Source organism: Kribbella sp., assembly GCF_035687465.1.
GTDB lineage: Bacteria > Actinomycetota > Actinomycetes > Propionibacteriales > Kribbellaceae > Kribbella.
The window spans coordinates 1-14,302 of record NZ_DASRXP010000425.1 but is presented as its reverse complement, the minus strand read 5'-3'; the positions used below and the strand labels follow the sequence as shown (position 1 = coordinate 14,302).

15 protein-coding genes are annotated in these 14,302 nt (G+C 68.1%); 5 read left to right on the top strand and 10 right to left on the bottom strand.

The features are described 5' to 3' along the window. Positions 1-15: 15 nt before the first annotated feature. The 7 genes from VFG33_RS21950 to rplM form a co-directional block, all read right to left on the bottom strand. Positions 16-1,845, bottom strand: coding sequence for a glycoside hydrolase family 3 protein (locus tag VFG33_RS21950; RefSeq protein WP_325054793.1), 1,830 nt, complete (start codon positions 1,843-1,845; stop codon positions 16-18). 135 nt (positions 1,846-1,980) lie between these two features. Continuing rightward, a complete protein-coding gene (locus tag VFG33_RS21945) occupies positions 1,981-2,427 on the bottom strand; it encodes a hypothetical protein (RefSeq protein WP_325054792.1) in 447 nt (148 codons plus the stop codon). Positions 2,428-2,529: 102 nt separating this feature from the next. After that, on the bottom strand, positions 2,530-3,978 hold the full coding sequence (gene argG, locus VFG33_RS21940; protein WP_325054791.1) for an argininosuccinate synthase: 1,449 nt from the start codon (positions 3,976-3,978) through the stop codon (positions 2,530-2,532). Between the two features lie 64 nt (positions 3,979-4,042). Continuing rightward, positions 4,043-4,375: a nuclear transport factor 2 family protein gene (locus VFG33_RS21935; protein WP_325054790.1), complete on the bottom strand. Its 333-nt coding sequence runs from the start codon at positions 4,373-4,375 to the stop codon at positions 4,043-4,045. 111 nt (positions 4,376-4,486) lie between these two features. Further along, positions 4,487-5,833, bottom strand: coding sequence for a phosphoglucosamine mutase (glmM, locus tag VFG33_RS21930; protein ID WP_325054789.1), 1,347 nt, complete (start codon positions 5,831-5,833; stop codon positions 4,487-4,489). A gap of 7 nt (positions 5,834-5,840) precedes the next feature. Then, positions 5,841-6,359, bottom strand: coding sequence for a 30S ribosomal protein S9 (rpsI, locus tag VFG33_RS21925; protein WP_325054788.1), 519 nt, complete (start codon positions 6,357-6,359; stop codon positions 5,841-5,843). Positions 6,360-6,395: 36 nt separating this feature from the next. Next, on the bottom strand, positions 6,396-6,839 hold the full coding sequence (gene rplM, locus VFG33_RS21920; protein WP_325054787.1) for a 50S ribosomal protein L13: 444 nt from the start codon (positions 6,837-6,839) through the stop codon (positions 6,396-6,398). Between the two features lie 278 nt (positions 6,840-7,117). Between rplM and VFG33_RS21915 the strand changes: the two genes are divergently transcribed. Both VFG33_RS21915 and VFG33_RS21910 read left to right on the top strand, forming a co-directional pair. Continuing rightward, positions 7,118-8,404 (top strand): citrate synthase, encoded by a 1,287-nt coding sequence (locus VFG33_RS21915; protein WP_325054786.1) that lies wholly within the window; start codon positions 7,118-7,120, stop codon positions 8,402-8,404. A gap of 240 nt (positions 8,405-8,644) precedes the next feature. Continuing rightward, positions 8,645-9,112 carry a DoxX family membrane protein gene (locus VFG33_RS21910; protein WP_325054785.1) on the top strand — a complete coding sequence of 156 codons (468 nt, stop codon included), beginning with the start codon at positions 8,645-8,647 and terminating at the stop codon, positions 9,110-9,112. 98 nt (positions 9,113-9,210) lie between these two features. On the opposite strand, the gene VFG33_RS21905 is transcribed toward VFG33_RS21910, so the two are convergent. After that, positions 9,211-9,654 carry a nuclear transport factor 2 family protein gene (locus tag VFG33_RS21905; protein ID WP_325054784.1) on the bottom strand — a complete coding sequence of 148 codons (444 nt, stop codon included), beginning with the start codon at positions 9,652-9,654 and terminating at the stop codon, positions 9,211-9,213. Between the two features lie 118 nt (positions 9,655-9,772). Here VFG33_RS21905 and VFG33_RS21900 point away from each other — a divergent pair, with 118 nt between their 5' ends. From VFG33_RS21900 to VFG33_RS21890, 3 genes are read left to right on the top strand one after another with little or no spacing between them, the layout of a single operon-like run. After that, positions 9,773-10,327, top strand: coding sequence for a TetR/AcrR family transcriptional regulator (locus tag VFG33_RS21900; protein ID WP_325054783.1), 555 nt, complete (start codon positions 9,773-9,775; stop codon positions 10,325-10,327). 41 nt (positions 10,328-10,368) lie between these two features. Next, positions 10,369-11,412 (top strand): glycoside hydrolase family 18 protein, encoded by a 1,044-nt coding sequence (locus tag VFG33_RS21895; protein WP_325054782.1) that lies wholly within the window; start codon positions 10,369-10,371, stop codon positions 11,410-11,412. A 23-nt stretch (positions 11,413-11,435) separates the two neighbouring features. Then, positions 11,436-11,999: an ABATE domain-containing protein gene (locus tag VFG33_RS21890; protein ID WP_325054781.1), complete on the top strand. Its 564-nt coding sequence runs from the start codon at positions 11,436-11,438 to the stop codon at positions 11,997-11,999. 28 nt (positions 12,000-12,027) lie between these two features. Here VFG33_RS21890 and VFG33_RS21885 read toward each other — a convergent pair whose 3' ends face one another. Beyond that, on the bottom strand, positions 12,028-13,710 hold the full coding sequence (locus VFG33_RS21885) for an ABC-F family ATP-binding cassette domain-containing protein (protein WP_325054780.1): 1,683 nt from the start codon (positions 13,708-13,710) through the stop codon (positions 12,028-12,030). Positions 13,711-13,756: 46 nt separating this feature from the next. Continuing rightward, the coding region (locus VFG33_RS21880; RefSeq protein WP_325054779.1) for a hypothetical protein at positions 13,757-14,302 on the bottom strand (546 nt) is incomplete at its 5' end.

Here is a 14,302-nt window from a genome sequence, read left to right as displayed (position 1 = left end):
GGCGGGGGTGGGTCGTCACCAACTGAGACCGTGGCCGAACGGGTAGAGCGGGGTCGTCGGCTCGCCGGCGACCGGGATGTCGACGGGAAGTTTGCCGGTCGGCTTGATCTCGCCGTAGAGGACCTTCGCCAGCGACTCCATCGAGACACCCTGGTAGCCGTAGGTGGCCAGGTACGTCGGGGCCGCGTCGAAGTACGCGATGTCGTACGGGTCGCGGACGGCGACGACGATCACGGTCTTGCCGGTGGCGAGCAGATCCTTGACGAGCTTCTGCTGCTTGGCGAGCTTGTCGGTGACGGTGGTGTCCCAGGCCTTCTGGGTCAGGACGACCGTCACGTCATTCGCCTGCGCCTTGGTGACCGCGTCAGCGATCGCCGCGTCCGTGGGAGCCGCTCCGGTCTGCGCGACCGTCGTGGTGGCGCCGCGGTTGGTGAGGCTCGTGCCCAGCGCTGCCGTGGTGGCGACGCCCCAACCGGTGACCAGGACCTTCCGCGGGGTGTTGGCGAGCGGCAGGGTCGAGGTGTCGTTCTTGACCAGGGTGATCGACTTGTCCACGATCTTCTGCGCGGAGGCGAGGCTGGCCGGCGTACCGACCTTCGACGGGACCTTCGACACGTCCACGAGCGGCTGGAAGAGGACGCCGTTCTTCAGCTTGTACAGCAGGATCCGCAGCACGCTCTCGTTGACCTGTCGCTCGCTGATCCGGCCCGACTTCACCGCGTTGACGACCGCGTTGAACTGCACGTCCGGCGCCGGCGGCAGTAGGACCTGGTCGGCTCCGGCCTCGATCGCGCGGACCGCGACCTCGGCGTCGCCGTACTTCGCCCGGACCGCTGCCATCTCCAGCGCGTCGGTGATGATCAGGCCCTTGAAACCGAGCTGCTGGCGCAGGACGCCGGTCAGGATCGGCTTGCTCAGCGTCGCCGGGTCGAGCGACGGGTCGAGCGACGGGACCACGATGTGCGCGGTCATGATCGAGTCGATACCGGCCTTGATCGCGGCCTTGAAGGGCGGCGCGTCGATCGTGTTCCACTCCTGCAAGGTGTGGTTGATCGTCGGCAGCGAGTTGTGGCTGTCGTCGCGGGTGTCACCATGGCCCGGGAAGTGCTTCGCGGTCGCCATGATGCCGGCGTCCTTCTGGTACCCCTGGACCTGGGCGACGGTCAGGTCGCTCACCAGCTTGGGATCACTGGAGAAGGAGCGAACGCCGATGACGGGGTTGAGCGCGTTCACGTTGACGTCGGCGACCGGCGCGTAGTCCTGCCGGATCCCCATCGCCTTCAGCTCACGCCCGGTGATGCCGGCCGCGGTCCGGGCGTCAGCGGTACTGCGGGACGCGCCGTGGGCCATGTTGCCGCCGAACTGGGTGGCGGGCGGCCCGATCCGGACCACGACCCCCTGCTCCTGGTCGGTGGCGATCGTCAGGGGGATTCGCAGGCCGGTCCGGGTGGCCGCGGTCTGCAACTGGTTCGAGTACGTCGCCAACTGGGTCGGGCTGGTGACGTTGTCCCGCGCGTTGAAGTAGATCCACCCGCCTGGCTTGTACTTCGCGACCACCTCGGCCGGGGTCGCGACGCCGTACAGACTGGTGTTGCGGGCGTCGGGTTTGGAGGCGTCCGGGCCGTAGGCGAACAGCACGAACATCTGGCCGATCTTCTCTTCGAGCGTCATCCCCTGCATCGCCCTGGTGGCCTGCTGCACACTCGCGAACGAGGCCGGCGGACCAGGTTGTTGCTGATCTGGAGGTGGCGCACTGAGGGCGGCGGCCGGCGCGAGGGCGGCCACGATCGAGGTGGCCGTCACAGTGGTGAGTGTGGCGAATGCGAAGCGGCGCAAGGTGGTCATGACCAGCCCCCAACGTAATTGAATTACAAGACGGGTCCCCGGCCACGAAAGTTACCCACGCCGCCGAGGCCGGTCAAGGGGAAACGGCGATCCGTCGTCACCCCGAGCCGAACACCGGACACCCACAGCTGATGATCAATCGCTTGATCGCCACCGGATCGCGTAGTCGCACCCTTCGACCCGGTAGCGCTGGACGCCATCGCCGATCAGATACTCGATGTCACCCCAGAGCACCCGGGCATCCGGCGGCACCTCGCGACTGGATTTGAGCAGACCGTCCAGCTCGTCGTACCGCGGGTCGATCCCGCCCACTCCTGGATGGGAATCCAGCCCCGCCTCGCCCGCCTCGAACCTCGCGTTCCAGCGCACGAAGATCCCCCACGCCTCCCGCTCCAACGCGAACGTCTCGGCATCGACCGGCCAGACGAAGTAGCCACCCTCGGGATCCGCGTCCCCCGGCAGCGACCACCTGGCCTGGAAATAGTGCGGCCGCCCACCCACATCGGCCACTCCGGACCACGGCCCGTTGTACTTGTCGAGCTCGATATGGACCACCTCGAACCCATCCGCCCCCGTAGTCATGTCGTCACCCTACGAGAGCACGCGGACAGTTTCCGTCCCCGACGCGACCACCTCGACGCGGCGATGTAGGCCCACTTGCGGCGCCCGGGCCCGTAGTACGGGCTAGTCGGTGCCGAGTTCCATGGCGGCGCGGTCCAGCATTTCTTCGTCTTCGGAGACCTCGCCGCGGGAGGCGATCGCTTCGGCGCCACCTTGCGGCATCGCGCCGATCAGGCCGGTCGAGGCTGCCTGGGCCGCGCCCATCAGCGCCGGGTGGGAGGTGCCGATCATGCCCATGCTCGCGTACTGCTCGAGCTTGGCGCGCGAGTCCGCGATATCCAGGTTCCGCATGGTGAGCTGGCCGATCCGGTCCACCGGACCGAAGGCCGAGTCCTCGGTGCGTTCCATCGACAGCTTGTCCGGGTGATAGCTGAAGGCCGGGCCGTCGGTGTCGAGGATCGAGTAGTCCTCGCCCCGCCGCAGCCGCAGCGTCACCTCACCGGTGATCGCAGTACCGACCCACCGCTGCAGCGCCTCCCGCACCATCAGCGCCTGCGGGTCGAGCCAGCGACCCTCGTACATCAGCCGCCCGAGCCTCCGACCCTCGTTGTGGTAGCTCGCGACCGTGTCCTCGTTGTGGATCGCGTTCACCAGCCGCTCGTACGCCGCGTGCAGCAGCGCCATTCCAGGAGCCTCGTAGATACCGCGGCTCTTCGCCTCGATCACCCGGTTCTCGATCTGGTCGGACATCCCGAGCCCGTGCCGGCCGCCGATCGCGTTCGCCTCCATCACCAGGTCGACCGCGCTGCCGAACTCCTTGCCGTTGATCGTCACCGGCCGGCCCTGCTCGAAGCCGATCGTCACGTCCTCGGGCAGGATCTCGACCGACGGATCCCAGAACCGCACGCCCATGATCGGGTCGACGGTCTCGATGTTGGTGTCGAGGTGCTCCAGGGTCTTGGCCTCATGCGTGGCGCCCCAGATGTTGGCGTCGGTGGAGTACGCCTTCTCCTTGCTGTCGCGGTAGGGCAGGTTGTGCTCGATGAGCCACTGGCTCATCTCGATACGGCCGCCGAGCTCACTGACGAAGTCGGCGTCCAGCCACGGCTTGTAGATCCGCAGATGCGGGTTCGCGAGCAGGCCGTACCGGTAGAACCGCTCGATGTCGTTGCCCTTGAAGGTCGACCCGTCGCCCCAGATCTGGACGTCGTCCTCGATCATCGCCCGGACCAGCAGCGTCCCGGTGACGGCCCGGCCGAGCGGCGTGGTGTTGAAGTACGAGCGCCCACCGGAGCGGACGTGGAACGCGCCGCACGTCAGCGCGGCCAGGCCCTCCTCGACCAGCGCCGCCCGGCAATCGACCAGGCGCGCGATCTCGGCGCCGTACGCCAGCGCACGGCCGGGCACCGAGGCGATGTCCGGCTCGTCGTACTGGCCGATGTCAGCCGTGTAGGTGCACGGGACGGCACCGTTGTCGCGCATCCACGCGACCGCGACCGACGTGTCGAGGCCGCCGGAGAAGGCGATGCCGACGCGCTCGCCGGTAGGCAGGGAGGTGAGGACCTTGGACATAGGAATAGTATGCACTACCTTGCATGATTATGCACATCCCGCCCACAGCCCTTCCCCTACCGCGCTAGACACTCCAGCCGAAGTAGACCTCGACCTGCGTCACCCGGTCGTCGGAGTCGAACGTGAAGACCTCGGTGTTACGGCCTGTCCTGCCATCGGCCTGCTTCGACTCGTACGTCGCGACCACCTCGTCACCGACCTCGAGCAACCGGACGAACTCGACCTGGCCACCCGCCCCGGCCCCCGGCCAGCACCGCTCGAAGTACCCGGCCCGGTCCAGGCCGACGTCCAACGGGGTCGAGAAACTGAACTCGCCGGCGAAGATCCCTTCCACGGCCTCCCGATCCCCCGCCGCGAACGCCCTGAACATCTCCCGCACAGCCTGAGGCCTGTTCATCAAGCACCAGCCACCTTCCACCACTGGAGCCGCCTGACGACGACTCTCACCGGAGACGTCGGAACCACCGGCCCGGCATCGACACCGTAGTACTGCCAGGGCGGGTGAGGGCTAGAGCTTGAGGGCGGTGGCCACTACTTCGGCGAGGGAGTGGGCGATGGTGTGGGCGGTGTCCGAGGACTCGGCTTCGACCATGACGCGGACCAGGGGTTCCGTGCCGGACGGGCGGAGCAGGACCCGGCCGGTGTCACCCAGGCGAGTAGTCGCTTCGGCCACAGCGGCCTGTACGTCGGGGTCGGTGCCGGCCCGTGCCTTGTCGACGTTCGGGACGTTCACCAGGATCTGCGGGAGGCGGGTCATCACGCCGGCCAGGTCGCGCAGGGTCTTGCCCGTCTGCGCGAGACGGGCCAGCAGCACCACCGCGGTCAGGGTGCCGTCGCCGGTGGTGGCGTGGTCGGACAGGATCACGTGGCCCGACTGCTCGCCGCCGAGCTTGTGGCCGCCGGCCTTCATCGCCTCGAGGACGTAGCGGTCGCCGACCTTGGTCTGCTCGACCGCGATCCGCTCGCGGACCATCGCCTGGACGAAGCCGAGGTTGCTCATCACGGTCGCGACCACGGTGTCGTTCAGCAGCCGCCCGCTGTCGCGCATCGAGAGCGCGAGGATCGCCAGGATCTGGTCGCCGTCGACGAGTTCGCCGGTCGCGTCCACCGCGAGGCAACGGTCGGCGTCACCGTCGAGGGCGATGCCGAGATCGGCGGCGTGGCCGATCACCTCGCGGCGCAGGCCCTCCATGTGGGTGGAGCCGCAGTTCAGGTTGATGTTCAGGCCGTCGGGTGCGGCCGAGTAGGTGATCACCTCGGCGCCGAGCCGGCGCAGTGCCTCCGGGGCCGTCAGCGAGGCGGCGCCGTTCGCGCAGTCGATCACGACCTTCAGCCCGTCGAAGCGGTTCGGGGCCGACCGGACCAGGTGGGAGACATAGGTCTCGAAGCCCTGGCCGTCGTCGAGCACCCGGCCGACGGCGGCACCGGTCGGGCGCTGCCACGACTCGCCCATCCGGGCCTCGATGGCGTCCTCGATCGGGTCGTCGAGCTTGATCCCCCCGCGGGCCAGGAACTTGATGCCGTTGTCCGGCATCGGGTTGTGGCTGGCGGACAGCATCACGCCCAGGTCCGAACCGGTCACCCCGGTCAGGTAGGCGACGGCCGGCGTCGGCAGCACGCCGAGCCGGACCACGTCGACGCCGGCGCTGGCCAGACCGGCCACCACCGCCGCTTCCAGGAACTCACCACTGGCGCGCGGATCCCGGCCCACAACGGCGCGTGGCCGGTGCCCTTCGAAGGCACCGGCCTCGCCGAGTACGTGAGCGGCGGCGACCGAGAGGTCGAGCGCCAGCTCCGCGGTCAGGTCCACGTTCGCCAGGCCACGGACTCCGTCCGTGCCGAACAAACGGCCCATCAGGAAATCAGCGCTTGCTGTACTGCGGAGCCTTACGGGCCTTCTTCAGGCCGGCCTTCTTGCGCTCCTTGATCCGCGCGTCGCGGCTGAGCAGACCGGCCTTCTTCAGACCGGGCCGGTTCGCCTCCTCGTCGGCGGCGTTCAGGCACCGGGCGATCCCCAGCTGCAGCGCACCGGCCTGGCCGGTGATGCCGCCGCCGTTGATCCGCGCGATGACGTCGTACGAGCCCTCGAGGCCGGCGACGACGAACGGCTCGTTCACGTGCTGCTGGTGCACCTTGTTCGGGAAGTACACGTCGATCGGCTTACCGTTGACGGTGATGGAGCCCGTCCCCGGGATGAGGCGGACGCGAGCGACGGCCTCCTTGCGGCGGCCGGTCGCACCAGCCGGGTTGATCACCGCGACGCGGCCGGTCTCGGCCCGCTGCTCCGGGGTCGGGTTCGTCTCGGAGGTGTAGGCGACCGGGCCCTCGGTGTCGATGGGGACCTCGGTGTCGGTGTCGGTCTCGGTGGTGATGTCGCTCACGCTGGGAATCCTCGTTTACCTGGCTCGTCGATCGCTCTACTGGGCGATCTGGGTGATCTCGAAAGGCTTCGGCTGCTGGGCGCTGTGCGGGTGCTCCGGACCGGCGTACACCTTCAGCTTGCCGAGCAGCTGCCGGCTGAGACGGTTCTTCGGGAGCATGCCCCAGACAGCCTTCTCGACGGCCTTGCGAGGGTCCTTCGCGAGGATCTCGCCGACCGGGGTGGCGGTCAGACCACCCGGGTGACCCGAGTGGCGGTACGCCAGCTTGTCCGTCCGCTTGTTGCCGGACAGGGCGATCTTGGACGCGTTGATGACGATGACGAAGTCGCCGCCGTCCACGTGCGGCGCGAACGTCGGCTTGTGCTTGCCGCGCAGCAGGGTGGCGATCTGGACGGCGAGCCGACCGAGCACGACGTCGGTGGCGTCGATCACATGCCACTCACGGGTGACGTCAGCAGGTTTCGGGCTGTACGTGCGCACGGTCGTTGACCTTCGTTTCTCAGAGAGGTGACAAAACTGGAGCGTCGGCGAGCGGTCCGCCATACCCGGCGGAGACCTGGAACGCACAACAGCAGCCCAGAATACCGGCGCGAACACCCCGGGGTCAAAGTGAGCCCAGGCCACCAGGGGACCCCGGCTTGGAAGCAGCTGAGGACAGCACTAGTTTAGCGGTGAAGATTGCAGTCCGATCCGCGTCCCGCCGGCTGACGATAACCCTCACTCACCAGGCGATGGCGCCAGCTTCCGAAGAGGGCATTGTGACCGAACAGTCGCTCACCGTCCGGGACAACCGGACCGGCAAGGACTACGACCTTGCCATCACCGATGGCACCATCCGTGCCTCCGATCTCAAGCAGATCAGCGCCACCGAGGCCGACGGTGGCCTCGCCACCTACGATCCGGGCTTCGTCAACACCGCCTCCGCCCGCTCCTCCGTCACCTTCATCGACGGCGACAAGGGCATCCTCGAATACCGGGGCTACCCGATCGAGCAGCTCGCCGAGCAGTCGAACTACCTGGAGGTGGCCTACCTCCTGGTGAACGGCCAGCTGCCGACCAAGACGGAGTACGAGACCTGGGTGCACGACGTGACGATTCACACGTTCGTGCACGAGAACCTGAAGACCTTCATGCAGGGCTTCCGCTACGACGCGCACCCGATGGGCATGTTGCTCGCCTCGGTCGGCGCCCTGTCCACCTTCTACCCGGAGTCGCGCGACATCTTCGACGAGCAGTCGCGGGCGCTGCAGATCATCCGGATGATCGCCAAGATCCCGACGCTCGGCGCGTTCGCCTTCCGGCACGCGCAGGGCAAGCCGTACGTGTACCCGGACAACGAGCTCAGCTACGCGGCGAACTTCCTGTCCATGCTGTTCAAGATGAGCGAGCCCAAGTACGCCGCCGACGACCGCCTGGTGCGGGCGCTGGAGATCCTGTTCATCCTGCACGCCGACCACGAGCAGAACGCCTCCACCAACGCGGTCCGGGCGATCGGCTCCACCCACGTCGACCCGTACACGGCGGTGGCCGGCGGCATCGGCGCGCTCTACGGCCCGCTGCACGGCGGCGCCAACGAGGCCGTCCTGAAGATGCTCCGCCGGATCGGTTCGCTGGACAACATCCCCTCCTTCATCGAGGGCGTGAAGGCCGGCGAGGAGCGGCTGATGGGCTTCGGTCACCGGGTCTACAAGAACTACGACCCGCGCGCCAAGATCATCAAGAAGGCCGCCGACGACGTGTTCGAGGTGACGGGGATCAACCCGCTGCTGAAGATCGCCGTCGAGCTGGAGAAGATCGCGCTGGAGGACGAGTACTTCGTCTCCCGCAAGCTCTACCCGAACGTCGACTTCTACTCCGGCCTGATCTACGAGGCACTGCAGTTCCCGCCAGAGATGTTCACCGTGCTGTTCGCCATCCCCCGTACTTCGGGGTGGCTGGCGCAGTGGCTGGAGATGCTGGGCGACAGCGACCAGAAGATCGCCCGGCCGAAGCAGATCTACACCGGCGCCCGCGGCGTGCAGTACGTCCCGATGGGCGACCGCTGACCCGTTGCGCTGCCCGATCGGCCCCTCGACCAACGCGGTCGGGGGGCCGTTCGCTTCCACGACGCCTGCTCCCGTAGGTATCAGGGCAGCCCTGAGAGGTACGCCGTACAGGGGAGTCCGGAGTACTGAGTACTACTGCCGGCGGGGTACGGCAGGTGTCGCCGTCGGCCGGACGCGGTGGAGGGGGTGTTCCCGGGAGGCTGAAGACACGTCATCAGCTGCTACCAGGGAGAACCCACCATGAACGCGTTACTTGTCAAAGGCAACCGCCTCTCCGGCTGGCTCGGCCGGCAGAGCATCGACATCCTGCGAGTCAGCCTGGGCCTGGTTTTCCTGGCCTTCGGCCTCCTGAAGTTCTTCCCCGGTGCGAGCCCGGCCGAGGCGCTCGTGATCCGGACCATCGACACCCTCACGCTGGGAGTGATCGACGGGCAGGCCGCACTGCTGCTCACCGCGGTGATGGAGTGCTTCATCGGGATCACGCTGGTCACCGGGAGGTTCCTGCGCACCGGACTGCTGGTGCTGGGGATGTCCTTGGTCGGCATCATGTCGCCGCTCGTGCTGTTCTTCGGGGACCTGTTCCCGGGGACGCCGACGCTGGAGGCGCAGTACGTGTTCAAGGACATCGTGCTGGCGGCAGCGGGCCTCGTGATCGCGGCCAAGGCGCTGAACTCATCCCCACTCGGCGTGCGGAGGGTCAACGCTTGAGGGGGAATCTCGAGGGGTCTTGGGAACGGCCCCGGTCCGGCTTCGCTGCCAGGGACCGGGGCCGTTTCTGCGCTTCTGCGGACTTCGACGCCGCACTACTACGCCGGGTTCCGCTGCTGGAGAGAGTCGATCAGTACGTCGAGTTGCCCCCGCGCCCGGGCCATCGCGACGTGGTCGATGTAGTCCCGCGACTCGACGATCAGGCCGTCGCGGACCCGGAGTACGAACACACAGGGCACCCGGAACGCCTCGCCGGTGGCGATCACGGTGCCGGCGTAGTCGAACTCCGCGACGATCACCTCGGGGTCCTGGGTCTGGTGGATCCGGATGTTGTCCGGCTGGAATCGCACTGTCTCGGCAACACGCGGTCCGGTCACACCGAAGTGTTCCCGCAGCGCCTCCCTAGTGAGCAGCGGCTCGTCCCCACCGGGCGCCATCGGGTGGCGGACGTCGACCTCCTCCGCATACAGCCCGGGCAGTACGTCGAAGTCGCGGTCGGCGACACCCTGCACCAGGCGCAGGAAGGTTTCTTCTGGAGTCATGGATTCACCTTAAATGGAGTGGTGACTCCGCAATATACGGAGTGGCAACTTCGTTTACAACCTCTGGGCGCTGGGCGGCGTCTCCTAGGCTGTGCAGGAATCGAGGAGGACAAAGCCGTTGCGAGCTGATGCGCGGGACAACCGGGCCCGGATCCTGACCGCGGCCGAAGAGGTTTTCGGGCGGTCGCCGGGCGCCTCGACCGATGACGTCGCCAAGCTGGCCGACGTCGGGATCGCCACCGTCTTCCGACACTTCCCGACCAAGGTCGAACTGCTCGAGGCGGTGCTCACCCTGCGGCTCGAGCGGCTGCGTGACCGCGCGGTCGAGTTGGCCGGCGCTGCTGATGCCGGCGAGGCGTTCTTCGGCTTCTTCAGCCAGGTCGTGTCCGAGGCGGCCTCGAAGCTGGCCATCGCCGACGCGCTGAGCGCGGCCGGCACCGCGGTCGGCGACGACGCCAAGAACGCGGGGACGGGTATGCGCCAGGCCTTCGATCAGCTGCTCACCCGCGCCCAGCAGAGCGGCGCAGTACGGGCCGATGCCGAGGCGCCGGAGGTCTACGCCTTGCTGATCGGAGCCTCCCGGGGCGCGACGGTGCGCAACCTGGAACCGGCTGTCCGCGATCGCATGCTCGAACTCGTGTACGACGGCCTACGCCCTGGTCGCCGCCCGTGAAGCCCACGCCGAAGCCCGGATCGTCGCCGGCGAAGGCGCGGATGTCATTGGTGGAACGCTGGCGCGGCTGGTCCCGACGGCGCCGGGTGCTGATCTCGCTAGCCCTGGCCTTCTTCCTGCTGATCCCCTTACCGCTGGGCGTGCTCGCTGTTTCGCTGCGTTTGCACTACACCGGCACTCCCTCGGCCGAAGCCCGGACGAGAGGAGAGGACGCAGTCTGGCTAGGACACGCCTGGGTCGACGGCCGTAAATCAGCCGCAGACGTCACGGCGTTGGCCAACCAGCTCAAGGGAACAGGGATTCGTGACCTCTACGTCCACGCCGGCCCTCTGGAACACGACGGAAGCTTGCCGCTGGCAACGGTCTCACCGAAGGCGCGCTGGTTCATCGACGCGGTCCACCAGGCCATGCCGTCGATCCGCGTGCAGGCCTGGCTCGGCGACATCGTGCAGCCGGAGGAAGACCCCGGCATGGACCTCGACGATCCGGCCGTCCGCGACCGCGTGACCGCCTCATCGGCAGCCGTACTCGAGGCGGGCTTCGACGGCGTCCACTTCGACTTCGAGCCGGTGCGTTCGGGCTCCAAGGGCTACCTGGCCGTCCTCGACCAGGTGCACGCGCTGACCGAGGCTCGGGATGTTCCGCTGTCGGTCGCGGCCGCCCAGATCGACCCGGTACGCGGGCTGCACAGCTTCACGATCGCCATCACCGGCCACGGCAAGTGGTGGTCGCAGCAGTACTTCGGTGAGGTGGCCCGGCGGGTCGACCAGATCGCGGTGATGTCCTACGACACCGCGATGCCCCTGGAGTCCTTGTACGGCGGATTCGTGGCCCGGCAGACCAAGCGCGCCCTGGAGGTCACTCCCCCGGACGTCGACCTGCTGATGGGACTCCCGGCGTACTGGGAGAACGACCCGTCGCACTGGGGTTCGGCCGAGACCGTCGCTGCCGCGGTGCGCGGGGCCCGGCTCGGGCTCGGGGACTCGGACCGGCAGAACTTCGGCGTCGCCCTGTACGTCGACTTCACCGCCACCCCGGAACACTGGGATGCCTATCGGAAAGGCTGGGTTGCCGCTGACGGCTGACGATCGTTGTTATCGTCAGCTTGGTGGAGTACCCACTGCTGGGCACCGAGCCCTTCGTGGTCGAATTCGCGAACACCCGCGCGGTGCACCGCGGGGAGGTCGTGGACTTCCTCGCCACGCCCGAACTCGTCCGTGGCTGGTTCGGCTCGTACGCCGCTCTGCACCGGGCGCAGGCGATCCACATCCCGGCCCGGGATGCCGTCCGGGTCCGCGAACTGCGGGACCACCTCCACCGGGTGCTCGCGGCCCGGGCCGACCGGGATCACCCCGGATTCGAGGCGATCGACGCGGTCAACGACTCCGCGGCGCTGTCCCAGTCGTCACTGCGACTGCGCTGGTCGGAGGACGGCGACCCGCTGGCCGTGCAGGACTCGGCGAGCTCGGGGACCACGCGGGTCCTGGCCCGGCTCGCGACCGAGGCGATCACCCTCGTCACCGGCCCGGACGCCGCCGGCCTGACCCGCTGCCTCGGCCCGGACTGCCGGATGCTCTACGTGAAGACCCACCAGCGGCGCACGTTCTGCCACCCCACCTGCAGCCAGCGAGCCCGCCAGTCCCGCTACTACGACCGTCGCACCGGCCGTTAGCACTGACGGCAAAACTCTCGCTTCACCGTCAGCGGGCGCGCTCGACTCGGCCTTCGTCCCAGACCGGCTCGGGAGACTCGTAGACCGAGCCGTCGCTGCCGAAGACCAGGAAGCGGTCGAAGCCCCGGGAGAACCAGCGGTCGTGGGTGACCGCGAGCACCGTGCCGTCGAACGCGTCGAGGCCTTCCTCCAGCGCCTCCGCGGACTCGACGTCCAGGTTGTCCGTCGGCTCGTCGAGGAGCAGCAGCGTCGCGCCCGACAGTTCGAGCATCAGGATCTGGAACCGCGCCTGCTGACCGCCCGACAAGCTGTCGAAGGTCTGCTCGGCCGCATGGGCCAGCTCGTACCGGTCCAGCTTGCGCGAAGCCAGCTCGCGGCCCATCCCGTCACGATGGTCGTCACCGCGGTGCAGGATGTCGAGCAGCGTGCGCCCGACGAGCTCGGGGTGCTCATGGGTCTGGGCGAACCAGCCGGGCCGTACGCGCGCGCCCAGCTTGGCGTTGCCAGTGTGCGCGACCGTCGGGATCTTCACGTCCCCGACCGGCTGGTGCTCGATGTCCGGATCGGAACCACCGTTCGCCAGCAGCCGGAGGAAATGCGACTTGCCCGAGCCGTTGGAGCCCAGCACGGCCACGCGTTCGCCGTACCAGACCTCCAGGTCGAAGGGCTTCATCAGGCCGGTCAGCTCGAGGCCGGTGGTGATCACCGCGCGCTTGCCGGTGCGGCCGCCGGTCAGCCGCATGCTGACCTTCTGCTGGCGCGGGATCGCCTCCGGCGGACCGGCCTCCTCGAACTTGCGCAGCCGGGTCTGCGCCGCCTGGTAGCGCGACGCCATGTCCGAGTTGTACGCCGCCTTCTGCTTGTACATCAGCATCTGCGCGCGCAGCTTGGCGTGCTCGTCGTCCCAGACCTTGCGGAGCTCCTCGAAGCGCTCGAACCGGTGCTCGCGGGCCGCGTGGTACGTCTTGAAGCTGCCGCCGTGGGTCCACGCGGTGTTGCCGGCCGCACCCAGCTCGACGGTGACGATCCGGGTCGCGGTGTTGGCCAGCAACTCCCGGTCGTGGCTGATGTAGAGCACGGTCTTTTGGGTCGCGTTCAGCTGCTCCTCGAGCCAACGCTTGCCCGGTACGTCGAGGTAGTTGTCCGGCTCGTCCAGCATCAGTACCTCGTCGGGACCACGCAGCAGAGCCTCGAGGACGAGACGTTTCTGCTCACCACCCGACAGGGTCTTCACCTCGCGCCAGCGACAGTTGTCGAAGGGGATGCCGAGCGCGGACGTAGTACAGACGTCCCAGAGGACCTCGGCGTCGTAACCGCCGACCTCGCCCCAGTCGGAGACGGACTGGGCGTAGCGCAGCTGGGTCTTCTCGTCGTCGGCCTCCATCATCGCCAGCTCGGCCTGGTCGAGGTTCGCCGCGGCGGTCTGGATCGCGGCCGGCGCGACGCCCAGCAACAGGTCCCGCACGGTCGAGGAGTCCCGGACCGAGCCGACGAACTGCCGCATCACTCCGAGCCCACCAGACCGGCTGATGCTGCCACTGTGCGGCTTCAGGTCGCCCGCGATGATCCTGGTCAACGTGGTCTTGCCGGACCCGTTCGCCCCGACCAGCGCGACCTTGGCGCCGTCCCCGACCCGGAAGGTGACGTCGTCGAGCAGCACCCGTCCGTCCGGCAGCTCGAACCCGATCCCCGCCACATCCACATGACCCATGGCCCCAGTCTGACCGCCCACCCCAGCCGACCGCGAACCGTTATCGCTACCAGCCCTGGAGGCCGTCCAGGTAGGTGCCGCCGGTGGGTCGGAGCGTGCCCGTCATGAACAGCTTGAGCGGTGGGGCGTACAGACCGTACGTACGGCTTCCGGTGAGGAAGCCGACCGCCGCGCAGCCGTCGTACTGGACCCAGATCTCCCGCACCACCCCCGAGCCCGTATCGAAGCGCAACACGATGGCCTCTGACGGCTGCGCCATTGACGGCGCGCACTTGAACACCGGCAGGTCGGGATTCCGCTCGGGCAGCACCTTGATGTCATCGACGATCTGCTGGGCCGTGGACGCGTTGAAGCTGCCCGAGCCCAGCAGCATGGTCGCCCCCGTCGTCAGCCGATAGCGACAGGCCTGGAGGCCGTAGACGGGCATTGCGAGGTCGAGGCCGGTCCCTGCCGCCGGTCCGCCGTTGTCGCCTTGGAAGATCGGGTGCACCTCCGGACAGGCGCTCTTGCCAGGAGCGGACGGTGCATCGTTGGTCCCAGCGCCGGCCGCCTGCTCGCCCTTGCTGTCGCTTGCGCTCGTCGAGACCGGCGA